We start from the raw sequence: 25,848 nt of genomic DNA on the forward strand, positions 1-25,848 counted from the left end.
CAAAACATCTTCCAGAATTCGCCAATATATGATAGAGTAAGCCTGTTGTTGACTCGCATTGGAGAAAGGGGCATGGCCGAAAGATGTTGAGTAATAAGGGGCCGGAGATGATGAAAATGACGCGAATTCGCAACGTGGCCAAAGTATTCCTCATGTCGGTACTATCGGCGGCGTTATTCGTCGTGCTTGCCGTACCTGTTTCCGCCGCGACAAGCGGCATCGCGATCAGGATTAAAGTCGGAAGCGCGCAAATGAAAATCAATTCCGAAGTCGTCAAAATTCAATCGCCGTATTTAACGGCCGGCAATGTTATGGTGCCGCTCAGCGTGTTCACGAATCCGAAGGGGTTCGGAGCGAAAGTGCAGCTTACGAATAATAAAATCATCAAACTGACTTATCGGAAGCATATTGCCGTCATGACGGTAGGGCAGAAGACGGCCACGTTCGACGGCAAGAAAGCGACGTTACCCGCAGCGCCCGTCCAAAAGTCGGGCGTCATGACGGTTCCGCTCGCCAGCGTCGTCAAAGCGTTCGGAGCGACGATATCCAAAGACGCGAAGACGAACGAATACATTATCGCCGGCATCGTCGCCGGTACGGCTTCCGCGGGGAACTCGGGTATCGATTCGGACTCCGGCAAGTCGATGATCGGAGACAGCTTCCACAAATGGTCGATGAATTATCCGACCGGGCTCGTGCAGAACGGGGATGCGTCTTCCGACGGCAGCTGGGTTTCGTTCGGCGATGTTAAAGGCGATTATTATTTGGCCATCGCCATCGAAGAAATGGACGAACCGATGGATAGCGACGAGATCAGGGATTATTTGACGGAGAATTACTTGGATGAAGAGACGGTCGTCGATGTGAGGACGATCTCTAAATCCGGCGCCAAATTCGAAAGAATCGTCGCGAAAGGGTCCGCATACTATACCGAATACCGCGGGTTTCAAGCGAACGGCAATTTTTACGTGGTTATGTTCAGTAAAAAAGCGAAATCCGCTGCCGAACTTAGCACGCATGCCGGGCTGCTCGACAGCTTCAAGCCCGAATTCAACGCGAACAATAAAGCGTTGAAAGATTTGGCCAAAGTCGTCGACGGCATGGTCGCCTACTCGAATCCGGAATACGGCGTCAGCCTGAAGCTGCCCGTTGGTTGGAACAAGAGAAGTTATATGGCGTATCCCTATTACGTCGGACCTTCAAGCGAAAGGTTAAGCATGGAGGTCAGTTCATTTGAACCAGGAGATACGCTCGATCAATGGGTCGATCGCAGGCTTCGGTTGTATGCCGACGTCAATAACGCCGACTACCACAAGCAGCCCGTGAAGACGTCGATTACTTGGAACGGGATTCCGGCGACGGTCCTCGAGCTTTCGCATACGGACAATAAGAAGGATTGGACGAGCGAATACGAACTGTACGCGTTCTATGGTACTCATAAGTACTACGTAAAGCTCTCGTACTTAGAGAAAAACAAAGAAAAAATCAAGCCCGTGTACGAGCAAGCCGTTCAGGGAATGAAGGTCGATTTCGCCAAAATCGAGAAGGATTTCGGGTCGGTACCGGACGCGAACGACGTCGATCTCCGGACGGTCGTCACCAAAACGAGCAAGGAATACGGCTACAGCATCGCGATTCCGAAGTATTGGACTCGCGGCGTGACAATGGAAGACGATATGGTCGGTTTCGAGGGCATCGGCGTTGAAGTCGAAGTTGCCGTCGAGGAAGACGCAACGGCGGAAGAGCTCATCGCCACGTTCGAGAAAATCGTCGCTACCGATACGTTAGAAGGAGTCTCTTTCACGAAGTCCAAAGCGACTTTCGCGGGAGTCGACGCCTATAAGCTCGAGATTACGCAAGTCGGCGGATCGGATGTCGACAGTCGCATGACGATGTACCTGATGGACAAGAACGGCAAGGTTTACATGGTTCAAGGTTCGATCGAGGACAAGCACGCGACGGAATTAAACAAGAAACAAGTGGAAGACGCGCTCGCGTCGTTCACGTTTACGCAATAAGGCGAAATCTAGCAAAGAAAAACGGATTCCAGAAAACGCTAATTATGATAGAGTTAGCCTGTTAAACTGGAATAATCGGGGAGAGGGACGGATTGTTCGGACAACATCGTAGGCGGCTTTCGATAGCCGTCGCAGCAATCGTGTTATTGGGAAGCATTGCGGGAACGGCCTTCGCGGCAACGAACGCGGGGGGAAGCGCATCGCTCGACGCGAAGGTGATCGGAGGCGAAGTATACGTGAAAGCTTCGTCGGTCGCGTCGCAACTCGGTGCGACGGGCTCGTACGACGCCAAGACGAAGAAATACACGTTTACGCCGGCGCCGAGCGTGCCGGATGTCGTGAAGAAGGTTTCGCCCGTGGTCGTCGCCATCATCGGCAAGCCGACGGGCGCCGGGCAAGGCAATCGCTTCTCGCTCGCTCACGGGACGGGCGTCGTCGTGAAGAGCGACGGCTGGATCGTCACGAACGCCCATGTCGTTAAGGACATGAACGCGATCGTCATCGTGACGGCGGACGGCAAGGAATACTCGGGAACGCGCAAGCAGATTGACGTGACGAGCGACCTCGCGCTCGTGAAGATCGAGGCGAAAGGTCTCAAGACGGCCGTCTTCGCGCCGGTTCCGCTTAAAACCCAAGTAGGAGAAACGGTCGTGGCGATCGGAACGCCGGTGTCCTTCTCGCTTCGGAATACGGCGACCGTCGGCGTCATCAGCGGCATGAACCGATCCGTCTCGTCGGATTATAACCTGCTGCAGACGGACGCGGCGATTAATCCGGGCAACAGCGGCGGGCCGCTCGTGAACATGAAAGGCGAGATCGTCGGCATCAACTCGATGAAGTTCGTCGACGTCGATATCGACAGCATGGGCTTCGCGATTCCAGCCGATACGGTGCAGTACGTTCTGAACCATTTTTACAAATACGGTACGGTTAAACGCGCGTCGCTTGGCCTGGAGCTTGAGGAAAGCTGGTCCGCGGTCGTCGGACTGCCGACGGAGGAGCCGATGACGATCCTCGCGGTGTCGTCGCCGAACGCGGCCAATGCCGGATTCAAGGCCGGGGACCAGCTCTACTCGGTAAACGACAAGCAAATCGCGACGCAAGTGGAACTGAACGAACTGCTCAAGGCGTATTTGCCCGGGCAGAAGGTGAACGTAACGGTGTTATCGGACGGCGATTTGGTCACGAGGTCGCTCGTGCTGTCCGAAAGCCTTGCGAAATAAAGCTGCAATCATACCACTCATGCAATCGATTGGGAGGCACTATTGATGACTCGAATAGGTAACGGTATCGGTATCGGTAAAAAAGGGCTGGCGCTCTTGCTCGCGCTAGTGATGTTGATCGCGGCGGCAATTCCCGCGGAAGCGGCTGCGGCGGGCACGAAAGAGATTCGCGTGAAAGTCGGAAGCGCCCAAATGAAAATCAACGGGGAGGCGATCAAGATTCAGGCGCCGTTCCTGTCCGCGAACAACGTCATGGTTCCGCTTAGCGTGTTCACGAACGCGAAAGGCTTCGGCGCGAAGCTGCAGATGACGAACAATAAAGTGATCAAGCTGACTTACCTGAAGCATGTCGTCACGATGACGACGGGCAGCAAAGCGGCGACGATCGACGGGAAGAAGTCGACGCTCGCCGTCGCTCCGGCGAACAAGAACAGCGTATTGATGGTTCCGCTGGTTCCCGTCGCGAAAGCGTTCGGGGCAGCCCAGAAGAACGATGCGGCGACGAAAGAAATCGTGCTTTCGTTCAAATCGGCGACCGCTCCGGCAGGCGGAACGGGTAGCGCGGGCAATGCGGGAAGCGGCAGCTCGATCTCCATCATCGACAGCGACTTCGGCAAATCGAAAATCGGCGACAGCTACTACGGCTGGTCGATGAGTTATCCGACCGGACTGTTAAAAGCCGATCAGTCGTCGGACGGGGACATGATCATTTTCCAGGACGTCAAGAAGGAATACGAGCTCGGCGTATTCGTCGAAGAGGCGAAGAACGAGCTGACGACGAACGAGAAGCGCACGTCCATCTACGATCATTTTACGAAAACCGAAAAAGCGGTCGATATTCGCACGGTAAGCGGCGCTGCCGGTTCGTACGAGAAGATCGTTTCCAAGAATAACGAGGGCTACTTTTTCGAGTCCCGCGCCATTCAGGCGAACGGTTTCCTATACGTGATTTATTTCGGCAAGCTGGCGACATCGGCTTCCGAGCTGGACCGGTACTCGAAGGTGCTCGATAGCTTCAAGACGTCCTTCGACCGTTCCGACGTCTCCTTAAAGGATTTCACTCAAATCATCGACGGGTATAAGACGTTCTCCGACGCCGACTACGGCATGGACGTGAAGCTGCCGAAGGAATGGTCGATCGACGACAAGTCCGCCTATCCTTCCTTCTACACCGACGGCGCTTACGTATTCGTCGATATCAGCTCCAAGAACGCGGGCGATACGGCGGACGCTTGGCTGAAGCGCAAGCTATCTCGTTTCGAGCAGACGTTCGCGCCCGAATACCGGAAAGTGCTCGAGCAGAAAGACGTCGTGTGGAACGGCGTTCCCGCGAAAGCGTTGAAGATTTCTTATTCCGCCGATACGGAAACGTGGTGGGAAGAATACGAAGTATTCGCCATCCAAGGAGAATACAGGTACTATACGGAAATCTCGTATTTGGACAGCCAGAAAACGACATATGCGAGCTTGTTCGATACGGTGCTGCGCACGTTGACGGTCAATACGGCGACGGTAGAGAAAAACTTCGGTCTGATTCTCGACGACGTCGATGATGCCGACCGGACGTCTACCGTCACGAAGAAGAGCGAGAAATATGGATACGGCGTAACGTTCCAACAATATTGGACGGGCGTGAGCAAGAACTTCGAAGAGGAAAGCGTTGAGTACTCCTTCGGAGGCGGCGGCTTCGGCGTCGACGCTTGGACAGAGCCGGAGAGTAGCTTCGCGGAAGTGGCGGGTTTCATCGATCAGCATTATCAGGATTTGCTTTCCAAAAACGCAAAAATGACGATCGTCGAAAATACGATGACGACTTTGGGCGGTCTCCAAGCGAAGAAGGTCGTGATTGACGACAAGACGAACGACGACAAGAATACGCCTAACCGAATGATCACTTATTACGTTTACAACAACGGCCAAGTCTATACCGTGTGGGGATTGTATTACCTGGCGAACGGATCGGATTTCATCAAGAAAAACTTGGAATCCGCATTGAACTCGTTCGTCGTAACCGTACGTTAACAATCTCTTCGATAGCCGCGCTCTGGGGGAACATTCCTCCGGAGGGCGGCTTTCCTCTTTTTTTGGCCCGCCTCCCCGGTTTTTGGTATACTAGCGGGAGATATGCGCCGCGCGAGGTCGCGGCTTGGAGGGTAACGAAGCATGGTGGAGAAAAACGCCTTAAGGCGCGAAGATATCGAATTGCTCGCTCCGGCGGGAGATTGGGAATGCATGCGGGCGGCGGTCGCGAACGGGGCGAACGCCGTGTTCTTCGGCGTGGAGAAGTTCAACGCGCGGGCGCGCGCCCACAACTTCCAGACGAACGAACTGAAGGAGATCATGGCCTTCCTGCATAAGTACGGCGTTAAGGGTTTCCTGACGTTTAACATTCTCGTCTTCGAGGACGAGCTGCCTGAAGCGCGCAAGCTGATCGAAGCTTGCATCGACGCGGGCGTGGACGCGGTCATCGTGCAAGACTTGGGTCTCGTGAAAATGATTCGCGAGATTTCCCCGGACTTCCCGATTCACGGTTCGACGCAGATGACGATCACCTCTCCCGAAGCGGTCGAGTTCACGAAGCCGTTCAACATCGAACGGGTCGTACTCGGACGCGAGAACAACCTAAAGCAGATTCAGAAAATCGGCGAACAAGCGAAGCTTCCGATGGAAGTGTTCGTGCACGGCGCGTTATGCGTTTCCTATTCCGGCCAATGCTTGACGTCGGAAGTATGGGGAGGCCGCTCCGCGAACCGCGGCGAATGCGCGCAAGCTTGCCGCCTGCCGTACGATCTGATGGTCGACGGCGTGCAGCAGCCGATGGGCGACATCGCGTACTTGCTGTCGCCGAAGGACTTGGCCGCGATCGACATCGTTCCGGAATTGATCGAAGCGGGCGTGACTTCGTTCAAGATCGAAGGTCGGCTGAAGAGCCCGGAATACGTCGCGAACGTCGTAAGCAAGTATAACAAGGAGATCGACAAGTTTTTCGCGGGCGACGAATCCGAACCTTCCAAAGAAGAAGTGCGCGAGCTGCAACAAAGCTTCTCCCGCGGCTTCACGCACGGCTTCTTGGACGGAACGAACAATAAGCAGCTCGTGGAAGGGACGTTCCCGAAGAGTCGCGGCGTATACTTGGGCAGGGTAGAGAAAATCCTGCGCGACTCGGTCGTGTGCGTGCTTGAAGCGCCGCTGAAGCGGGGCGACGGCATCGTATTCGACGCGGGCGACCCGACGAAGAAGGAAGAGGGCGGCCGCGTGTACGACGTGCGCGCGAACGGCAATAAGCTCGATGGCGAAGCCGCCGAAGGCTTGCGCATCGAGATCGTGCCGGGGCGTAACGACGTCGACCTCAACCGCCTGCACGAAGGGGATCGGATCTGGAAGACGAGCGACCCGGCGCTCGATCGCAGGCTGAGAAGCACGTTCGAGACGGAGAAGCCTTACCGGACGTTCCCTCTCGCCGTATCGGTGTTCGGACACGAAGGCGCGCCTCTGCGTACGATCTGGACCGATATCGGCAAAGGCACGACGGTCGCGGTCGAATCCGAAATGCCGCTCGAACGCGCGGAGAAGCGTCCGCTCGGAGAAGAAGTGCTCGGAGAGCAACTCGGCCGTCTCGGCGGAACGCTCTATTATTTGGATCGGCTCGAAGTCGCTTTGAAGGGCGACGTTATCGTGCCGAAGAGCGAGCTGAACCGGATTCGCAGGGAAGCGGCGGAACAGCTGGAGCTCATGCGCGAGCTACCGCCTCGATATATCAAGAGAGAGATCGACGAGTTCGCGGACGCCGCCGGCCGGGGAGACGTTTCCGTCGGGCCGGATCAGGTCGAGCTGACGGCGCTTTGCCGGACGCTGGAGCAGGTGAAGGAAGTCGCGAAATCGGACGTCGCGCTCATTTACGCCGACTTCGAATTCATCAAGCAGTTCCCCGAAGCGATCAAGGTATGCCGCGAAGCGGGCAAGAAGATCGCGCTCGTTACGCCGCGAATCCATATGCCCGGCGAGAACGGCTACCACCGGAACATTCTGAACCTGAAGCCGGATGCGGTGCTCGTGCGTAATACGGGCGCTCTCTACTACTACTTGAAGGATCGGATGGAAAACCCGGGCAAGGAGCACCCGACGCTGATCGGAGACTTCTCGCTGAACGTGGCCAACCATAAGACGATCGATCTTTTCCGCGAAGCGGGCCTCGATTGGGTCACGCCTTCGTACGACTTGAACATTCAGCAGATGGTCGACATGCTTCGCCGCGCGGATACGTCAAGGCTGGAGATGGTCATCCACCAGCACATGCCGATGTTCCATACCGAGCACTGCGTGTACTGCACGTTCATGAGCGAAGGAACGAACTACACGAACTGCGGCCGTCCGTGCGAAGAGAAACGGGCGTCGCTGCAGGACCGGATCGGCATGTCCCACCCGGTGCGCGTAGACGAAGGCTGCAGGAATACCGTGTACAACGCGATCGAGCAATCGGGCGCCGAGTATTTGGATCTGTTCATGGAGCTTGGCGTGCGTTCGTACCGCGTCGAATTCCTGGAAGAGACGGCGGACAAAGTACGCGAGGTGCTGACGCTGTATCGCGCGGCGATCGACGGCAAAGTCCGCGGACCGGAAGTGTGGAAGAAACTGAAAGCGACCAATCAGCTCGGCGTTACCCGCGGGCAGTTGGTGAAATAAATAGCGAGATGTCAACATGGAACTCCTTGGCGGATGCCGGGGAGTTTTTTGTATGCCGACGATTGCGAATTTACGTTCCGCTAACATTATCGCGCATGGCTGTTTTCAATCCGATGCTACACTCTGTACAGATACCGGCGAAAGCGCCGTCTCGGTACAGAAGAAGTCGAGGAGCGTGGATACGATGAAAATAACAGTCGTGGGAGCAGGGATCGTCGGATTGACGACGGCGGCGGGATTCGCGGATTTGGGGCATTACGTGCATTGCGCGGACATCGACACGGCCAAGATCGCCACCTTGTCGAAGGGGGCGGTACCCTATCACGAAGCCGGGCTCGAATCGCTCGTCGCGCGTAACGTGTCGGCGGGCAGGCTGAGCTTCGGGCATGACCCTTCCAAGGCGCTCGCGGAAGCGGAGATGACGTTCCTGGCCGTAGGGACGCCTTCCGAAGATAGCGGGGAAATGTCGCTCGGAGCGCTCTGGTCTGTCGTCGATCGCTTCGAACCGTGGACGGGCGGCGCGAGGCGCATCGTCGTCATCAAGAGCACCGTTCCGATCGGGACGGCGGAGCGGGCGGAGGCGCGGTTAAGGGCCAGGCTGCCGGCAGGCTGCGCGGTCGACGTGGCATCCATTCCGGAATTCATGAGGGAAGGGAGCGCCGTCCGCGATTTCTTCGAGCCGACGCGGATCGTCATCGGCACGGCTTCCGCGGAGGCGGCGGAGCGGCTGACGCAGCTGCATCAACGGCTGCCCGGGCCGATCATGGCGACCGATCGCCGCAGCGCGGAGCTTGCGAAGCTGGCCGCCAACGCTTACCTCGCGGTGAAGATTTCGTTCGCCAACGAGATCGCCGGGCTCGCGGAGCAGACGGGGGCCGATTATCCGTCCGTCGCCCACTCGATGGGGCTGGATCCCCGCATCGGACCGCACTTCCTTGCCGCGGGACTCGGCTTCGGCGGATCATGCCTGCCGAAAGACGCTCGAGCGATCGTGCGAATCGCGGACGAAGCCGGCGCGCCGCAGACGGTCGTGGAAGCGGCCATGAGGGCGAACGCGATGCTTCCGCTGCGGATGGTACGCAAGCTGGAAGCCGCGCTGACCGATCCGTCCCGACGGAAAGTGACGCTGCTCGGGCTGGCGTTCAAGCCGGGCACGGACGACATCCGCGAAGCGCCGTCGCTTCGCTTGATCGCGGAGCTAAAGCGCAGGCATCCGGGCATCTCGATCGCCGCGTACGATCCGGGAGCGAACGGCTCCGCGAAGAAGGTGGTGCCGGCCGGCGTCGACATTTGCGATTCCGCGGAAGAGGCGCTCAGGGGCGCCGATGCCGCGATCGTCGTGACCGAATGGCGCGAATTTCGCCAGATCAAGGCGGACGACTTTAAAAACTGGATGAACAGACCTATAATTATGGATGGAAGAAACGCGCTCGACGCGGCCGCGCTGAACGCGCAAGGCGTCGTCTGCATCGGGGTGGGCCGGTTGCCGGCCGTTCCGAAGGATGCCGCTCCCGTCCCGCGCAAGCCCGGCGAGCTGGCTTCGCAGGCGTAAGGCGTTACGAGCGTTGCGTTTCTCGCGAGAGACAGAGAGGGTGCCAGAGCCATGAGAATACGCAAAGCGATCATCCCCGCCGCAGGGATGGGAACGAGGTTCTTGCCGGCGACGAAAGCGATGCCCAAGGAAATGCTGCCGATTATCGACAAGCCCGGCATCCAGTACATCGTAGAGGAAGCGGTCGCTTCCGGGATCGAAGACATTCTCATCGTGACGGGCAAAGGCAAGCGCGCCATCGAGGACCATTTCGACAGCTCCTACGAGCTCGAACAAAGCTTGCTTGCCAAGGGCAAGCTCGACTTGTTATCGGAAGTCCAGAAGCCGTCGGACCTGATCGACATTCATTATATTCGGCAGAAAGAACCGCGCGGTCTCGGCCACGCGATCTGGTGCGCGCGGAAGTTCATCGGCGACGAGCCGTTCGCGGTATTGCTCGGCGACGATATCGTCCAATCGGACGACGTGCCGTGCCTGAGGCAGATGATGGACGTGTACGACCGGGTGCAAGGCTCGGTTCTCGCGGTCAAGAACGTGCCGGACGAGGAAGTGTCCCGTTACGGCATCGTCGATCCGGACCCGTCGGGCGGCGACGGGGATCGCGTGTTGAAAGTGCGCGGGGTCGTCGAGAAGCCTTCGGCCGATCGCGCTCCGTCCAACGTGGCCATTATCGGACGTTATATTTTGACCCCGGCGATCTTCGATATTCTCGAGACGCAGGACGTCGGCGCGGGCGGGGAAATCCAGCTGACCGACGCGATCTCCCGCCTCATGGCGGACGAATCCGTCTTCGCCTACAACTTCGTCGGCACGAGGTACGATACGGGGGAGAAGCTCGGCTACTTGAAGACGATCATCGACTTCGCGCTCGAGCGCCCGGATCTGAAGGACGAAGTGCGTTCTTATTTATTGCATAAGCTCGGCGTCCGGTAGACGATCGAGCGTACTGATTCGCGTGAAGCACACGCCGTTTGTTCCTTTGGGAACAGGCGGCGTTTTTCATTTGAACACGAGGGGGAGCGAAGAATGTTCGAGAAAGAGTTCGAAAGGTATTTCGAAGAGCAGATACGTGCGGCCAGCGGGAGGAGACTGGAGATGCTTCGGCGAAATCTGACAGGGGAGATCCGGTTGTTGAAAGAAGTCGTGTGGCCGGTTATCGGTACATTAGACGGTTTGGAGATGGAGTACGAGATGGTCGGGTTGACCGGGGTGAGAATTTACGGCGATTTATTCTACCGGACTCTGGGCGCCGTCATCGAATGCGAAGGATTCGTCAGCCATGCGGAGACGGTTACGCGCGACCGGTTCGATTTCGAACAAATGCGAATCCGTACGATCGCGCAATACGGATATGCGTTCGTGCCGTTCAGTTGGGACGAAATCGATAAGCGGCCGGAAGTTTGCAGGCGCCAGCTGTACGCGATATTGGGCAAGCGGACGAGCAAAGGGGACGCGACGCACTACGGGTTATCGGTGAATGAGCGAGAAATGATTCGGTACGCGCGAAGCCTGCGGCGTCCGTTCGGGTATCGGGATGCGGGCCATTGCCTTCAGGCGGGAAAGACGGCGAGTATCCAGCTACTGCGACTTCTGTGGAAAAAAGGTTTGATTAGGCCGCTGGGAGCCTCGGCGACGCGAATCCATGCCTACGAGTTGGAGGAAGCGGCGCGTCAATTGGTACTATGAGGAGTCGGGTGGAGGGGCGGAATGTTCGCAAGACCGGAATCCGGTCTAGGAGCCCGCGGTGGGGAGTGTCGGGTGCCTGTAAGACCGGAATCCGGTCTAGGAATCGTTGGCGAAGTGTGCGAGGGCCTGTAAGACCGGAATCCGGTCCAACAGCCTTGGCGGAGGGCACGGAGGGCTTGTAAGACCGGAATCCGGTCTAGGAGTCGTTGGCGGAGGATGCGGAGGGCTTGTAAGACCGGAATCCGGTCCAACAGCCTTGGCGGAGGGTACAGAGGGCTTGTAAGACCGGAATCCGGTCTAGGATTCGTTGGCGGAGGGTGCGGAGGGCTTGTAAGACCGGAATCCGGTCCAACAGCCTTGGCGGAGGGTACGGAGGGCTTGTAAGACCGGAATCCGGTCCAGGAGTCGTTGGTGGAGGATGCGGAGTGCCTGCAAGACCGGAAACCGATCAGGACCCGCCTGCGGGCGATCCCCGACCCGCACGCCGTCCGCGCCTTCCTCTCATTGCTTCTTGGAAGATCAGCCGAATTCCTGTAGACTAGAACGTAAACGCATGTTCTTATTGGAGGCTGTCATGCTCCCTTCTTTTTACGGTTCCTGGAGACACGTCTTCAAGCTCGATCCCGACCGCGAGATCGACGACGCGACGCTGGACGCGGTGTGCCTGTCGGGCACGGACGCGATACTCGTCGGCGGCTCGAGCGGCGTGACTTTCGACAATACGGTCGATTTGATGAGCCGGATTCGCAGGTACGAGGTGCCTTGCGCGTTCGAGCTGTCCGACCCTTCTTGCGGCGTGCCGGGCTTCGACGGTTATTTTATCCCGAGCGTGCTCAACACGAAGCGATCCGAATGGTTGATCGGCCACCATGCCGAGGCGATCCGCGATTTCGGGCACCTGTTGCCCTGGGAATCGATCGTCGGCGAAGCCTATCTCGTGCTGAATCCCGATTCGACGGTGGCGCGGCTCACCGGAGCGGACGCGAACCTCGCGGCGGATGAAGCGATCGCTTACGCCCAAGTGGCGGACAGGTTGTGGCGCATGCCCGTGCTGTACGTCGAGTACAGCGGCGCCTTCGGCGATATGGCGCTTCTGAAGCGCATCAAGCAAGGGCTCAAGCAAGCCCATCTCATCTACGGCGGCGGAATCGACGGGCCCGACAAGGCGGCGCAAGCCGCGGAATCGGCCGATACGGTCGTCGTCGGCAACGTCATTTACGATAATCTGGACGCGGCGCTGGCGACGGTTGAAGCCGTGCTTCGTCCCGCGGCAAAGGAGCAAGCTCATGTTTTTCGAACGCGATAACGAGAACGCAGTCGATATCGACGCGTCCATCGATCGATTGAACCCGAGGCAGAAGGAAGCGGCGATCACGACGCAAGGCCCGCTGCTCATCATGGCCGGCGCGGGAAGCGGCAAGACCCGCGTGCTGACGCACCGCATCGCCTATATCATCGCCAAGCGAATGGCCGCGCCATGGAGCATTCTCGCCATCACCTTTACGAACAAAGCGGCGCGCGAAATGCAGGAACGCGTCTCCAAGCTGGTCGGCCCCTCGGGCAAAGACATCTGGGTCAGCACGTTCCACTCCATGTGCGTGCGCATTCTGCGCAAGGACATCGAGCGGATCGGCTTCGGCTCCAACTTCAGCATTCTCGATTCCACGGATCAACTGAGCGTCATTCGCAACGTCATGAAGGATAACAACATCGACGTGAAGAAATTCGAGCCGAAGGGCGTCCAAGCGGCGATCAGCGCGGCGAAGAACGAACTGATTTCCCCGGCTCAGTACGAGCAGCAGCAGGGGGATTATTTTCAGAATATCGTGGCCAAGGTGTACGCGCAGTATCAGAGACGTCTTAAGGCGAACAACTCGCTCGATTTCGACGATCTGCTGCTGATGACGATCCAATTGTTCAAGGACGTTCCGGAAGTGCTCGAATTCTACCAGAACAAATTCAAATACATCCACGTCGACGAATACCAGGATACGAACAAAGCGCAGTACACGCTCTGCAAGCAGATGGCCAGCAAGCATCACAACATCTGCGTCGTCGGCGACAGCGACCAATCGATCTACCGTTGGCGCGGCGCGGACATTACGAACATCCTGAACTTCGAAGCGGATTACCCCGAGGCGAAGAGCATTCTGCTCGAGCAGAATTACCGTTCGACGTCCAACATCTTGGAAGCGGCGAACGCGGTCATCAAGAACAATACGGGCCGCAAAGCGAAAAACTTATGGACGGATCAAGACGGCGGGGACAAAATCGCGGTGTACCAAGGCGAGTCCGAGCACGAGGAAGGTTACTTCATCGCCGGCGAAATCCGCAAAAACCGCCAAAGCGCGAAACGTTACGGCGATCACGCGATCCTGTACCGGACGAACGCGATGTCCCGGGTCGTCGAGGAAGTGCTCATTAAGTCGGAGATTCCGTACCAGATCGTCGGCGGCATCAAGTTCTACGACCGCAAAGAGATCAAGGACATTCTCTCGTATCTTAGACTCGTCAACAATCCGGACGACGATAATAGCTTGGACCGGATCATTAACGTGCCTAAGCGCGGGCTCGGGGACACTTCGATGGCGAAGGTTCACGAAGAAGCGAACCGCAAAGGCATTTCGGTGCTTCGGTTTCTTAACGAAGGAGACGGATTGCTGGGCGACGGGCTTTATCATCTCGATATCCAAACCCGCGCGAAGACGGCCTTGTCCGAGTTCCGCGAACTGATCCGCAACTTGAGCGCGATGGTCGAATACTTATCCGTCACGGAGCTGACGGAGAAGCTGCTCGAGCTGTCCGGCTACCGCTTGGAGCTGCAGGCGGAAAATACGCTCGAATCCAAGTCCCGCCTCGAGAACATCGAGGAGTTCCTGTCGGTTACGCAGGAATTCGAGAAACGCAACGAAGACAAGTCGCTCACGTCGTTCCTGACCGAGCTCGCGCTCGTCGCGGACATCGACTCGATGGACGACGAAGAGGAAGACAACGACGCCGTCGTCCTCATGACGATGCACAGCGCCAAAGGCTTGGAGTTCCCGATCGTCTTCATCGTCGGCATGGAGGAAGGGATCTTCCCGAGCAGCCGTTCGCTGGCGGAACAAGACGAGCTGGAAGAAGAGCGCAGGCTCGCCTACGTCGGCATCACGCGCGCCGAGAAGAAGCTCGTCCTGACTTCGGCCCGCTCGAGATTGCTATACGGGCGGACGAGCATGAATCCGCCGTCCCGATTCCTGGAGGAGATACCTTCGACGCTGAAAGAACTTCTCTCTCCCGGAGGCGGAGGCCGCTCGGGCTCGGGCGGTTCCTACGGCGGAAGCTCCTACGGAGGCGGCGGGTACGGCTCGCGTTCCGCGGGAGGCTTCGGCGCCCGGCCATCCGCGCCTAGCTACGGCGGAAGCGGGAACTCGGGAGCGGGCGGAGGACTCGCGCCATCCGGATTCGGCGCCCGTCCGACCATCGCTCCGGCCAATCGAAGCAATGTCGTGCCGCTGCAGACGCCTTCCGCGGCGAAGCCGGCCGGAGACGGCATGGCGATCGTCGCCGGAGACAAAGTCCAGCATGCGAAGTGGGGCATCGGAACGGTCGTCTCCGTCAAAGGAACGGGCAACGACACGGAGCTTCAGATCGCGTTTCCGGCGCCGACCGGCGTGAAGCGGCTGCTCGCTTCGTTCGCCCCGGTGACGAAGATCTGATTCGAACGGCGTGACCTTTATTCGCATTCGATCGGCTCGATCTCTACTCGCATAAAGGGGCTTCAGCATCTTTAGGACGCTGAAGCCCCTTTGGTTAAGGAAGGTACGTTTGCTTGACGGTTCCTTTGCCCTCGGTGACCTCGATCTCGGCGTAAGCGCCGTTGACGAAGGTGACTTGGGGAGGGACGTGCCCGCAGTCGATATCGTAGACGATCGGCACGCCGAGCTCGCGGGCCAAGTCTTCGTAGACGTCGATCTCGGCATAATCGCCCATCGGGCGGTTCGCCCCGCTGCGTCCGAACAGGATGCCCGAACATCCGTCGAACCAGCCCGCGAGCCGCATCTGCACGAGCGACCTGCGCAAGTCCGCCGCGTTCAGCTCGCAGTTTTCCAAGTACCAGACAAGCGGATCGCCGCCTACGTGTTCTCGCCGGAATTTCGCCGCGTCTCCGTAAGGCGTACCTATCAGATGCCGAATGACGTCCACGCATCCGCCGAGCAGCCTGCCTTGGAACGCGGCGTCTTCGCCCGAGACGGTTTTCCATTCTGTCGGTTCATTCAGATGAAATATGCACGGAGAGGGATGGTCGTGGTTCCATTCCTTCTGATAGAACGGGGACGAGCGTTGTTCGAAGCTTCCGCCGGCCGGCGTAGAGAGCGCCGTTCGCCAAGCCGCCGTCGTCTCGTCCGAATATTCGCCGCGCAAGTCGATCAGGTTCGTGCCGTGCGCGGTCGCGATGCCCGTTCTCAGCGTGATCGCGAGCAGAAGCACGCTGACGTCGGAGTAGCCGAGCACCCATTTCGGCGGAATGGCGCCGAAGTCGAGATGCTCGACAATTTCGATCAACAGTTCCCCGCCCCACGGAGGGAAGACGAGACCGACCGCGTCGTCCCGAAGCATCTCCGTGAATTCATGGGCGCGAACGGTCGCCGGAGACGATTTCGCTTTGTTTTGCAGCCATGGCGTCTCTCCGATTCGTACTTCGAACCCTTCTTGCGTCATTCGCTCGCTTGCCTGCTTCAATAGGAAATGCAGATCCGGCGATAGACCGGAAGAGGGGGCGGTGACGCCGATCGTCGCGCCGGGCTTCAATCGAGGATACGTGATCATGCGCAGATCTCCTTTATCTTGGCTATCGAAATGGAAATCATCGTGCTAGGAATGACACTTATTATAGATCGGATTGTCTGGATTTGACAGCGTACGGGCTCTGAAATAGACTATGGGTGCGAGTTCAATCCACCCCTATCGGAAAAGCTTACAATCCACTTGAAAAAGCGAGGTTGCCCTATGGCACATACGAACGCGCCGGAGCGGATGCGAGAGCTCGTCGCCGAGCTTAACGCGCATAGCCATCGATATTATACCGAAGATAATCCGACGATCAGCGATAAGGAATACGACGCGCTTTACGATGAATTGGTCGCGCTGGAACAAGCGAACGGAACCGTTCTGCCCTCCTCTCCTACGCGCAGGGTCGGAGGGGAGCTATTGAAAGGCTTCGAGCCCCATCGTCATTTGTCCCGTCTGTGGAGCTTGGACAAGGCGCAAAATCTCGACGATCTGAACGCTTGGGCGGCCCGCGCGAATCGCCTGATCGCGGACTATAACGTCCGCAATCCGGAACGGCCGCTTCCGGACCCGGAATACGTGCTCGAACTGAAGTTCGACGGTCTCTCGCTCAACCTGACGTACACCGACGGGGAATTGGCGCAAGCGTCTACCCGGGGCAACGGGGAAGTCGGAGAGGGGATCCTCGCGCAGGCTCGCACGATCCGTACCGTTCCGCTGCAAATCGGTTTCGAAGACGGAACGATCGAGGTACAGGGCGAGGGCTTCATGCGGCTGTCCGTGCTGGAAGCCTACAACAAGACGGCGGCTGAACCGCTGAAGAACGCTCGCAACGGAGCGGCCGGGGCGCTTCGCAACTTGGATCCGAAGCTGACGGCGGCTCGCAGATTGGATGCCTTCTTCTATAACGTCGGTTACGCGGACGGCGTCTCGTTCGCCAATCATCGGGATATGATCGCGTTCCTGAAAGAGAACCGTTTTCCGGTGAATCCTTACGTAGCCTACTTCCCGACGATCGAAGGCGTGGCGGCGGAGCTCGACAACGTCGTCGCCGGCCGGTCGGGGCACGACTATCTGATTGACGGGGCGGTCGTGAAGCTGACGGATATGCGCACCCGGGAAGCTCTCGGCTATACGGATAAGTTTCCGCGCTGGGCGGTCGCTTTCAAATTCGAAGCCGAAGAGACGACGACGGTGCTGGAGTCGGTCTCGTGGGAAGTCGGACGGACGGGCAAGATTACGCCGCTTGCCCGCGTGGAAGCGGTGGAGCTGGCCGGCGTAACCGTTCAGAACTGCACGCTCAACAACGTCGGCGACATCGAGCGGAAGAACTTGATGCATGCTCTCGGCACGAGAGTGTTCATCCGCCGGTCGAACGACGTCATCCCCGAAATCCTCGGTAAAGCCGACGACGAAGAGGGAGGAACGATCGACGTTCCGGCGGCGTGTCCGGGCTGCGGCTCTCCGCTCGAAATACGCGGCGCGCACCTGTTCTGCAACAACCGGTTCGGCTGCAAGGAGCAATTGATCGGCCGCATTACCCACTTCGCGTCGCGGGATTGCATGGATATCGAGACGTTCAGCGGCAAAACGGCGGGACAGCTCTACGAGGAGCTCGACGTACGCGATCCGGCCGATCTGTACGCGCTGGCGGTCGAAGATCTCGTGAAGCTGGAACGCTTCGGGGAGAAGAAGGCGCTCAATCTCGTCGCCGCTTTGGAGAAATCCAAATCCCGCGAGCTTGCCCAGTTCCTTAACGCGCTCGGCATTCCGAATACGGGCAAGGCGACGGCGAAAGTGCTCGCGGACCACTTCGGGGACTTGGATCGCCTCATGGCGGCCGAGACCGAAGAACTGACCGGCTTGCCGGACGTCGGCGGCATCGTCGCCGAAAGCATTCACTCGTTCTTCCGCGATCCGGCCATGCGCGAGAGCATCGACAAGATGCGAGCGCTCGGCGTGAAGGCGGACGCGAGCCGCCCTGCCGCGGCTGTCGCGGACGCGAGCCACCCGCTGTTCGGCAAAACCGTCGTGCTCACCGGCACGCTCTCCCTCATGTCGAGGGACGAGGCCGCGAAGAAGCTCGAAGCGCTCGGCGCCAAGGTATCCGGCAGCGTGTCCAAGAAAACCGATCTCGTCATCGCGGGAGAGAGCGCCGGCAGCAAGCTGACGAAGGCGCGCGATCTCGGCGTTCAAGTTCTCGAGGACGAGCAGGAGCTGCTTCGTTTACTTGGAGAGGGCGTGTAATTCCCTCGTCATTTACCGTGATTTCCAAGGCGAATCCCCTCGGTGGATTCGCCTTATTCGCAGTCCGATCATCCATTCATAATTATATGCGGAATCATGAATGTACCATCGGATCCCATACAAAAATGGAAAAAGCATGAAACCATTTCGATAGCCCGTCGTCTAATGGATATCGCAACAATATTCGCCAGATTCGTTTGGAGGTTATCGGATGAACGGGAAAACGATCGGGGCTTTGGCGGCGGCTCTCATTTGGCTTGCGGCGGCTACGTCGTCGTGTACGGGCGATTCGAATTCGGCGGAGAAGGGGAAGCCGGCGCCGGTTCCGAAGGCAACGTCTACGGCTTCGGGACTCGCGATCGAATCGGCCAAGCCGACGGCGATTTCTGTAGAGACGACCTTGACTTCCGCGAACGGCAAGCTGAGCTTGGAAGCGGTCGAGGCCTTTTTCTCGGCAGGGGCATTGTCGCAGGAAGCCGCCAAGATCGCATTCGGAACGGCTTACGAATCCGAGGCGGCCTCCTTGTATTCGGGCTCGGATTGGACGCAAGCTGAGGCTTGGACGTATGCCGATCCGATGCTACCGACAAGTTTGAAGTTTTTCTGGTCTGCGGAGGACGAACACCATCTGTACTCGGTATTCTATTATCGGGACTCCGCAGGCGTCGAGCGAAGTTTCGTACCCCCCATGGGAGCGCTCGAGGTCTATGATTCGAAGGACCACTCGTTCCAGGACCGTTTCGGTCTCCGGATCGGGGCTAAGTTCAACGTGCCGGCCAGCTCGCCCGGCTTCGATATGATCGGGCAAACGATGCCGGTTTTCTCTTACGTGGCCGTTCGGGGGAGACCGATTACCCTTAAAGCGTTAACGGACACGTTCGCCGAAGTCGACGATGACGGCGTGACGTCGTGGATGCCGATGTGGTACTTAACGGAAGAATGGACCCAGGCAAAGCCGATCGGACCGCTGGAGCTGACCGTTCGGAATGCCGTTGCCGGCATGTGGTTTCCGGGAGCGAACGCGGAAGCGGGAACGTTCGCGGCGGGGGAGATGGCGATCGCGTTGTACGAATACGGTGACTGGTATGGCGTCGCCAAGCAAACGTATCTTAAGGACGATTCGCCGATGTCGCTGGCTTGGATCCGCAAGGAGAATGCCGACCCGGGAGAGAGGAGCGTGCCTCTCTATGACAAGGGAGCCGAATCCTCCTTCCGACGGATAGCTTCCGTCGCCATCACGGAACTGCGGGAAGGCCAATCCCAAGCCAGAGCCGAGGCGTTATTCGGCAAGCCTAGATTCGTAGAGTCTTCCGGTAACGTGGAAGAGCCGGGAAAGCTTAAGACGCTGGAAGTATGGCGGTACGAGAACGTTTCTTCCGTGCTCACGATCGCTTGGACGGACGAACGCCGGGTGGCCGAATACCGGCTGAGGGGCAAATCGGCCGGCGAAGATTTCGGTGTGGACTATCGGCATCCGGACGATCAGCCGACGAGGGCGCAAACCCGATGGGAAACGCAATCGGACAGACCGTTGGCTCCTTCCGCGCTGCAACGATTCGAATGGCGGGTTCGAACCGAGCTTCCCTTTAACTTCTTGGTCGGCAAGGCGGGAGATACGTTGATCGTCGCAGGGGAAGACGGCGGATTCAGCGGCATGCACGAAACGTCCCATCTGTACGGCATCGACCGTCGTTCGGGAAAGAGGTTATGGAGCCACGATTTCGGCCACGACATTCACCTATACGCGGTATCGGAGAAGGAGCGGACGATCGTCTTTTATGAGCCGGGCGGCGGCTCCGGAACCGGAACAGACCGATTGCGCGCCATCCGCACGGATACGGGAAAGCAGATTTGGATGAAGGAACAGGCGTTCGGCGGACCGTTATGGGATATGGGCTTCACGGTATCGGGCAACGTAGCCGCTTTCTCCTATACGGTTCAGAATAGCGGTGAGAAAGACGAGTCCAAGACGACTTATGTCGACGCCCGGGATATCCGCAGCGGCAAAAAGCTCTGGACGAAGGTATTCGAGGGGACGGGCGCTCTTCTCTCGCAAAACGGCGATATGCCGGCATTCGTGCTGCAGACTGGATCGTTGGAGACGCTCGACGCGAAGCTGACGGCGATAAACGCGGGCAGCGGTTCGACGAAGTGGATTATTCGCGACCGGTCCGCCATTCGGGAATGGGACGAGGCGTTAACCTTCGACGGACGATTCCCGGGACGGGTGCCGAGCGGTTATTGGATGAAGTCGGGAGACGCCTTCTTCTTGGCGGACGCCTCGACGGGCAAGACGAAGCTGACGTTCCCGATCCCTTTCGATAGAGGGGCGCGCGTCGATATCGTTGACGATCGGCGCTTGTTCCTGCAGCGTTCGAATGACGGTTTGCCTCTTTACGATAGCAAAGACGTGACAAGCGCTTTGATCGAGGCGCGAACGGGCAAGGAGCTGTGGACGGTAAAAGGAAAAGCGGATCGGGGAACCGTCGACGGCGCTCGGATCGTTTTCCGGCTGGACGGTAAACTCGTCTCCGTGAACTTATCCGACGGAAAACCGATCTGGAACGCCGGCTTTACCGCATACGGGAATATCGTTCCGTACGCCGGACGACTCCTCGTTGCGGGTTGGCCGGACGTCTATCTCGTGAACGGCAAAGACGGTCGCGTCGAGCATCGGTTGGCGGACCAGAACGTCGGCTACTACGACGGCATGCCGAGCCGTCAAGTCTTCGGCAACTTGACGGCGCTGGACGGGGAGTTGTACGTCGGTTCGTCCAACGGCTTTTTCGGCAAAATCGGACCTAACGGCTTGCGATAAGCGGGGCCGCGGCGTTTATATTTTCCTTGTAGGGGCAATGGAAATTACCTATTATAGTAAATATAAACTAGGACGATTATCCTGCCGGGAGATGTAACGATGCCGAAACATGCCGAACTGCGCAAGGAGCTAGAAGAATCGCGGAAATCGAAAGGCCAACCGGAAGCAGCGGGCGAAGTGTCGGACACGGCTCAATCCGGACAGGCGTCAGATAAGAAATCGATCATGAAGCGGTTGAAGGCGCAAGGCGCGGTCAACGTATTCCCGTTCTTAGGCGGGGGAAGCGAGGAAGAAGAGTCTCCGGAGTCGGAATCGGCGGAACAGACGGTCGAAGAGCCGAAGACGACGACCGAAGCGGCGAACACTTCGCCGTCTCCGGAATCGGAATCAAGCGAAACCGAATCCGCGGAGACCGGGTCCGGCCAAGTCGATTCGTCTTTCCACGACCGCGTGAAGAAAATGACCGATGCCGCCAACGATCCGAAGTGGTACGACCTGCCGCAACACATCGAAAATGCCCGTTACGGCAAGTGGGACTTGTCCCAACAGCGGGAGCGAAGCGGAGGGCGCGCGCGAGACGCTTCTATGGAAGAAGACGTTCGGACGAATAAGATCGAGAATCAAATGAATCCGGGACTGTTCGACGTGGAACAGCGCGCGAAGAACGCCATCAACGACGTGACGAGCAATCCCGGACAGACCGCGGCGGGAATGATTCCCGTTATCGGCAAGGGCATCAAGCAGAAGATGGCGGAGAAATACGACGTCAAGGAGCGGGACTTGCTGAAGGGCATCTCCGCCACGACGACGAGCGATTCGATCCGGGAAAGCACGGCGTCTCAAGCCGGCGCGGTCGGCGCCAAGATCAGCAACGACCGGTTCAAGGCGGGCGTCGGCATGGTGACGGGAGTCGTCGGGGATCTCGTGCCGGGAGCGGGCAAGATCGGCAGCGCCGTCGGCGCGGCGGCGGGCATGGTCGCCGACCAGGTGAACAAAAAGGAGATCGGCCAAGTTCGGAGCTCCCGGGCAAGGGCTCAAGCCCGCAAGGACATGGGCAAAGCCGAGTTCGGCGAGTACGAGAACGTCGACGACTTCATGAACATGGAGAAGCAGCGCAAGGAGCTCGTCGCCGCGGGCAAGGGCGGACCTGCCGCGAGCGCCGCGGCTCCGGTCGTCGATTCCGCGGAACAGGTTCAGCGCCTAACGGCTCATGCCCGGGGAGAGACCGCGCACCATAAGTTTTACAAGCAGCGGGCCAAGGAAGTGGAGAAGGAGCGGGCGGCAGCGGCCAAGCCCAAGGAAGAGGGAGCGGGCATGCTTTCCCGGATCAAAAACTTCTTCGGACGGTAAGCGGGAGGGCAACTCGACATGCATAAAGGATTACCGTTAACGATGCCGTCGCAAGAGACGGCATCGCTTGCTTATAAGAACGATTGGGAATACATCGGTGAGAGGTTGGGTTGGTTGGACCACCGAATCGCGATGAGGCTTCATATCCAAGAGACGTTGGAGCCGACTTCGGAAAGCGACGTATTCGAAGCGACCGATCCGCGCGATCTTCTTGCCCGAATCGAACAATACGAGCGCCGTTTGGCCGCGAGGACGGAAGAGAGCGGAAGGCAGGGGTGTTTTCTCCCTTTGCCGCATTTATCGAACGTATTCGGTTTAAGTCCGTTGGAGGAGAAAATCGTATTCGTTTGTCTGGCTCCGGAATGCGACCGCAAATATGAGTCGTTATTCGAATTGCTGCAGCCGGGCCCCACCGGTAGGCAGTTAACGCCGGACGTCATAGCGACGATCGTGAGCGACGGCGCGGAAGAAAGGCGAGAAGTCGTTCGCGCGCTCCGGCCGGAGGGGATGCTTCGGCGTTTCTTCCTGAATGCCGGCATCTCCCCCAAGAACGGAACGCTGCTGGCCCAACCGATAGCTCTCGACGAGAGAATCGTTCGGTACGTTCTTGATTCCGGCGACGGAATACCGGAAAGCATGGCCGATTATGCCAAGCTCGCCAAGCCCGGCGAAGAGCTCGCGCCCCTGCTTGGCAATCAAGCCGTGCAATCGAAGCTCAGACGTTGGTTAGCGAACCGCAGCGTCCGAGCGGAAGCGGCCGATGCGCCGATCATCCTTTCGCTATGGGGCGAGAAGGGCGCGGGCAAAAAGACGCATGCGCTCCATATGGCGAGGTATTTCGACGAGCCGTTGCTCATCGTAGACATGGCGAAGCTGCTCCGATCGGAACCGAACGCGGACAAGACGCTCCAGAACGTTTTTCGCGAAGCGACGATCGGGCAGGCGATTCTCGTACTCGACCGCTTTCGTCCGGGGGACGAGGACGTGGCATCGGCCGCGACGGCGGAAGAAACGTTGGACCGGCTCTCTGAGATGAAAGGCATCGTCTTTCTGTTGTCGGATCGACCTTGCCGGACGATCGACCGGCGCAACCGGATCGACTTGGAGATCCAGATCGCACCGTTGCAGGACGAGGAAAGGACGGACGCTTGGCGGAAATTGGCCGAGCCGTATGCGATGGACCCCGAATTGGACTGGGATGCGCTTGCGGGCAGGTTCCTCTTCACGCCGGGTCAGATGGCCCGTTCGTTAAGATCGGCGGCGGCTTTGTCCGAATGGAAGAGGGACGGGGAAGAGATCGCGCCGATCGGGTGGGCGGACATGATCGAAGCCGGCTATGGGCAATTGAACCACGGACTCGGCGCGAAGTCGAAGCGTCTTTCTCCGAAGAACCGTTGGGACGACCTCGTTCTTCCGGAAGCCCAGAAGGAAAAGCTCCGCCATGCCTGCAATCATATTCAATATAAGCATACCGTCTACGGCAGTTGGGGATTTAATAAGAAGCTGAGCTACGGAACGGGAATCAGCCTCTTGTTCTCGGGGCCGCCGGGCACGGGCAAGACGATGGCATCCGAGATCGTGGCCAAGGAATTGGACATGGAGATTTATAAAATCGATCTGTCCCAGATCATCAGCAAGTACATCGGCGAGACGGAAAAAAACTTAAGCGAAATCTTCGACGAGGCGCAGGCGAGCTACGCGGTGCTTTTCTTCGACGAAGCGGACGCCCTCTTCGGCAAGCGTTCCGAAGTGAAGGACTCGCATGACAAGAACGCGAACACGGAAGTCGCGTATTTGCTGCAGAAGATGGAGGAATACCGGGGTATCTCGATCCTTGCCACGAACTATTTGCAGAACATGGACGAGGCATTCCTCCGCCGCATCAATTACGTGATCCGGTTTCCGTTCCCGGACGAGAAGCAGCGCGAGACGATATGGAAGCATATCTATCCGGCGCAGACGCCGCTGGATCCGGACATCGATTTTCCGTTTCTCGCCCGCAAGCTGCAGATGGCCGGGGGCAGCATCAAGAACATCGCGCTGACGTCGGCGTTTCTCGCGAGCGGCAAGCGGGAGCGGGTCGGCATGAGACATATTTTCAAGGCGTACCAGTACGAGTTGGACAAAACGAATCGGGCTCTTACCCGGGGAGATCTTGGGGAATACGATTATTTGTACGAGGAATTGAACGGCGGACTGTGATCGTCGGCGGACGGGGGCTTTTCTTCGGCAACCGGTTTAGTCGAGAATTTCCCGAATGAGCCGGCTATGGTCGGGGCTTAGCGACACGTAGCCTCCTCCGAATTCGTTGACAATCTCGACGGTCGCGCGATCCGGCGATAACCAGACGCCATAAGGAATCGGCTCGGAGGATGCGGTAGGGTAGGCGCTGTGCATCGTGATTTTGCGGTCGGGTTGCCGGGCCATCGATACCGAGGAGCGACTGTTGTCGGCAAGAACGAGAATATCCCTGATCGCGGAAGCTTGAGCCGTTCCTTTGATCGTCTTGTATACGTCGTAACCGTTGTCGGGCAGGTTCGGTTTGCTTATCTCCACGACGAGATAAGGATCGACGGACGGACTCTTTTCCTCGGCTTCGTCGGCGCAAGCCGATAGAAGGATGATCGAAATCAAGAACATGTACGCGATAAGCAGACGATTCATATCTTTCGCTCCTTTCTTCTATTATGGTTAACGAATGAATAGCAGTGAATGTTACGTCGAAAAGACAAAGGGCAGCCCCGGTCAAGTTAGACCGAAAGGCTGCCCTTTGCATGGATAAGAAGGAATTAGAAGATACGTCTGCCGGCGCGGATTTGCTTCACCCAGAAGTAGACGGTACAGCCGATGCAGAAGCCGAGCAGGGCCATGCTTGCCGCTAGCAGCAACATGGCCGCGAACGCATAACCCGCGATTGGCCAACCTACGGCGAACGAGAGAAGGGACAACGTAAGGAACAGCACGGCGAGCAGGTTATTGAAGCGGGTAAGCTCGAGCGCCTGCGTTTCTTGTCCCGGGTCCTTCAATAGAGCTTTGCCGATGCGTGCGAATAAGTTGAGCTTCCCGTCCGTCGCAAGGCCGATGATTTGAATCGCCCATAGGGCGGCAAGCACCCATGGCCGATCAAGCAGGAAAGATAGAAGAACAGTAACGACGATACCGGCTTGATTCGCTTTGACATACCTTAACGGTACTTCGCGCATGAACATACACTCCAATGTTGATAAGTTTACTTAGAATTAATGTAAGGGAAATACGACATGAAGGCAAGAGGCAGTTTTTAAGTTCAATATATAGAAGAATATATTTCCAGTATAAAAAGGGGTTGCAATTGTCTTGTGGGCTGTGGTATATTCTTTAAGTCGCCTCAAGCGGGGCGTCAAACAGAAACAAAAACGAACCACAAATTGTTCTTTGAAAACTGAACATTGAGCGTAAGCAAAGCGAAGAAATTCGCGGAGGTTATTCGGAAGCGGACGGCATTTGCCGGAAGATTACGAA

General features: G+C 57.9%; 16 protein-coding genes. 13 read left to right on the forward strand and 3 right to left on the reverse strand.

Annotated features, from left to right (window positions below; translation table 11 throughout):
• Window positions 1–110 precede the first annotated feature (110 nt).
• From ACFPPD_RS13675 to pcrA, 9 genes are all read left to right on the forward strand, one after another.
• Window positions 111–2,018, forward strand: coding sequence for a copper amine oxidase N-terminal domain-containing protein (locus ACFPPD_RS13675; RefSeq protein WP_209745544.1), 1,908 nt, complete (start codon window positions 111–113; stop codon window positions 2,016–2,018).
• A 92-nt stretch (window positions 2,019–2,110) separates the two neighbouring features.
• Window positions 2,111–3,241 (forward strand): S1C family serine protease, encoded by a 1,131-nt coding sequence (locus ACFPPD_RS13680; protein ID WP_209745547.1) that lies wholly within the window; start codon window positions 2,111–2,113, stop codon window positions 3,239–3,241.
• A gap of 45 nt (window positions 3,242–3,286) precedes the next feature.
• On the forward strand, window positions 3,287–5,263 hold the full coding sequence (locus ACFPPD_RS13685; RefSeq protein ID WP_209745550.1) for a stalk domain-containing protein: 1,977 nt from the start codon (window positions 3,287–3,289) through the stop codon (window positions 5,261–5,263).
• 141 nt (window positions 5,264–5,404) lie between these two features.
• Window positions 5,405–7,924 (forward strand): U32 family peptidase, encoded by a 2,520-nt coding sequence (locus ACFPPD_RS13690; protein WP_378082473.1) that lies wholly within the window; start codon window positions 5,405–5,407, stop codon window positions 7,922–7,924.
• 184 nt (window positions 7,925–8,108) lie between these two features.
• Window positions 8,109–9,476, forward strand: a complete 1,368-nt coding sequence (locus ACFPPD_RS13695) for a UDP-glucose dehydrogenase family protein (RefSeq protein WP_209745553.1) — start codon at window positions 8,109–8,111, stop codon at window positions 9,474–9,476.
• Between the two features lie 51 nt (window positions 9,477–9,527).
• Window positions 9,528–10,409 carry a UTP--glucose-1-phosphate uridylyltransferase GalU gene (galU, locus tag ACFPPD_RS13700; protein ID WP_209745558.1) on the forward strand — a complete coding sequence of 294 codons (882 nt, stop codon included), beginning with the start codon at window positions 9,528–9,530 and terminating at the stop codon, window positions 10,407–10,409.
• Window positions 10,410–10,502: 93 nt separating this feature from the next.
• A complete protein-coding gene (locus tag ACFPPD_RS13705; RefSeq protein WP_209745561.1) occupies window positions 10,503–11,162 on the forward strand; it encodes a hypothetical protein in 660 nt (219 codons plus the stop codon).
• A 574-nt stretch (window positions 11,163–11,736) separates the two neighbouring features.
• Window positions 11,737–12,468, forward strand: coding sequence for a heptaprenylglyceryl phosphate synthase (gene pcrB, locus ACFPPD_RS13710; protein WP_209745564.1), 732 nt, complete (start codon window positions 11,737–11,739; stop codon window positions 12,466–12,468).
• Window positions 12,449–14,860 (forward strand): DNA helicase PcrA, encoded by a 2,412-nt coding sequence (gene pcrA / locus ACFPPD_RS13715; protein ID WP_209745566.1) that lies wholly within the window; start codon window positions 12,449–12,451, stop codon window positions 14,858–14,860. Before pcrB ends, pcrA begins: the two co-directional genes overlap by 20 nt.
• Window positions 14,861–14,954: 94 nt before the next feature.
• Here the strand turns inward: pcrA and ACFPPD_RS13720 are convergent, their stop codons facing one another.
• Window positions 14,955–15,971: a S66 family peptidase gene (locus ACFPPD_RS13720; RefSeq protein ID WP_209745569.1), complete on the reverse strand. Its 1,017-nt coding sequence runs from the start codon at window positions 15,969–15,971 to the stop codon at window positions 14,955–14,957.
• A gap of 180 nt (window positions 15,972–16,151) precedes the next feature.
• Between ACFPPD_RS13720 and ligA the strand changes: the two genes are divergently transcribed.
• The 4 genes from ligA (at window position 16,152) to ACFPPD_RS13740 (ending at window position 24,549) form a co-directional block, all read left to right on the forward strand.
• Window positions 16,152–18,179 carry an NAD-dependent DNA ligase LigA gene (ligA, locus tag ACFPPD_RS13725; protein WP_209745572.1) on the forward strand — a complete coding sequence of 676 codons (2,028 nt, stop codon included), beginning with the start codon at window positions 16,152–16,154 and terminating at the stop codon, window positions 18,177–18,179.
• Window positions 18,180–18,390: 211 nt separating this feature from the next.
• Window positions 18,391–20,997: an outer membrane protein assembly factor BamB family protein gene (locus ACFPPD_RS13730; RefSeq protein ID WP_209745575.1), complete on the forward strand. Its 2,607-nt coding sequence runs from the start codon at window positions 18,391–18,393 to the stop codon at window positions 20,995–20,997.
• A 99-nt stretch (window positions 20,998–21,096) separates the two neighbouring features.
• The gene (locus tag ACFPPD_RS13735) at window positions 21,097–22,347 is read left to right on the forward strand and encodes a hypothetical protein (RefSeq protein ID WP_209745577.1); all 1,251 of its coding nucleotides are present in this window, start codon (window positions 21,097–21,099) and stop codon (window positions 22,345–22,347) included.
• An 18-nt stretch (window positions 22,348–22,365) separates the two neighbouring features.
• The gene (locus ACFPPD_RS13740; RefSeq protein ID WP_209745579.1) at window positions 22,366–24,549 is read left to right on the forward strand and encodes an AAA family ATPase; all 2,184 of its coding nucleotides are present in this window, start codon (window positions 22,366–22,368) and stop codon (window positions 24,547–24,549) included.
• A gap of 36 nt (window positions 24,550–24,585) precedes the next feature.
• Here ACFPPD_RS13740 and ACFPPD_RS13745 read toward each other — a convergent pair whose 3' ends face one another.
• Together ACFPPD_RS13745 and ACFPPD_RS13750 are read right to left on the reverse strand one after the other, a co-directional pair.
• On the reverse strand, window positions 24,586–25,011 hold the full coding sequence (locus ACFPPD_RS13745; protein WP_209745581.1) for a hypothetical protein: 426 nt from the start codon (window positions 25,009–25,011) through the stop codon (window positions 24,586–24,588).
• Window positions 25,012–25,136: 125 nt separating this feature from the next.
• Window positions 25,137–25,550, reverse strand: a complete 414-nt coding sequence (locus tag ACFPPD_RS13750) for a DUF4395 domain-containing protein (RefSeq protein WP_209745583.1) — start codon at window positions 25,548–25,550, stop codon at window positions 25,137–25,139.
• Window positions 25,551–25,848: the final 298 nt, after the last annotated feature.

The organism is Cohnella suwonensis (genome assembly GCF_042655365.1).
Lineage (GTDB): Bacteria > Bacillota > Bacilli > Paenibacillales > Paenibacillaceae > Cohnella > Cohnella suwonensis.

Coding starts and splice junctions, on each gene's coding strand:
- ACFPPD_RS13675 (WP_209745544.1), top strand. CDS start 111: ATGAAAATGACGCGAATTCGCAACGTGGCCAAAGTATTCCTCATGTCG.
- ACFPPD_RS13685 (WP_209745550.1), top strand. CDS start 3,287: ATGACTCGAATAGGTAACGGTATCGGTATCGGTAAAAAAGGGCTGGCG.
- ACFPPD_RS13690 (WP_378082473.1), top strand. CDS start 5,405: ATGGTGGAGAAAAACGCCTTAAGGCGCGAAGATATCGAATTGCTCGCT.
- ACFPPD_RS13695 (WP_209745553.1), top strand. CDS start 8,109: ATGAAAATAACAGTCGTGGGAGCAGGGATCGTCGGATTGACGACGGCG.
- galU (WP_209745558.1), top strand. CDS start 9,528: ATGAGAATACGCAAAGCGATCATCCCCGCCGCAGGGATGGGAACGAGG.
- ACFPPD_RS13705 (WP_209745561.1), top strand. CDS start 10,503: ATGTTCGAGAAAGAGTTCGAAAGGTATTTCGAAGAGCAGATACGTGCG.
- pcrB (WP_209745564.1), top strand. CDS start 11,737: ATGCTCCCTTCTTTTTACGGTTCCTGGAGACACGTCTTCAAGCTCGAT.
- pcrA (WP_209745566.1), top strand. CDS start 12,449: ATGTTTTTCGAACGCGATAACGAGAACGCAGTCGATATCGACGCGTCC.
- ACFPPD_RS13720 (WP_209745569.1), bottom strand. CDS start 15,971: ATGATCACGTATCCTCGATTGAAGCCCGGCGCGACGATCGGCGTCACC.
- ligA (WP_209745572.1), top strand. CDS start 16,152: ATGGCACATACGAACGCGCCGGAGCGGATGCGAGAGCTCGTCGCCGAG.
- ACFPPD_RS13730 (WP_209745575.1), top strand. CDS start 18,391: ATGAACGGGAAAACGATCGGGGCTTTGGCGGCGGCTCTCATTTGGCTT.
- ACFPPD_RS13735 (WP_209745577.1), top strand. CDS start 21,097: ATGCCGAAACATGCCGAACTGCGCAAGGAGCTAGAAGAATCGCGGAAA.
- ACFPPD_RS13740 (WP_209745579.1), top strand. CDS start 22,366: ATGCATAAAGGATTACCGTTAACGATGCCGTCGCAAGAGACGGCATCG.
- ACFPPD_RS13745 (WP_209745581.1), bottom strand. CDS start 25,011: ATGAATCGTCTGCTTATCGCGTACATGTTCTTGATTTCGATCATCCTT.
- ACFPPD_RS13750 (WP_209745583.1), bottom strand. CDS start 25,550: ATGCGCGAAGTACCGTTAAGGTATGTCAAAGCGAATCAAGCCGGTATC.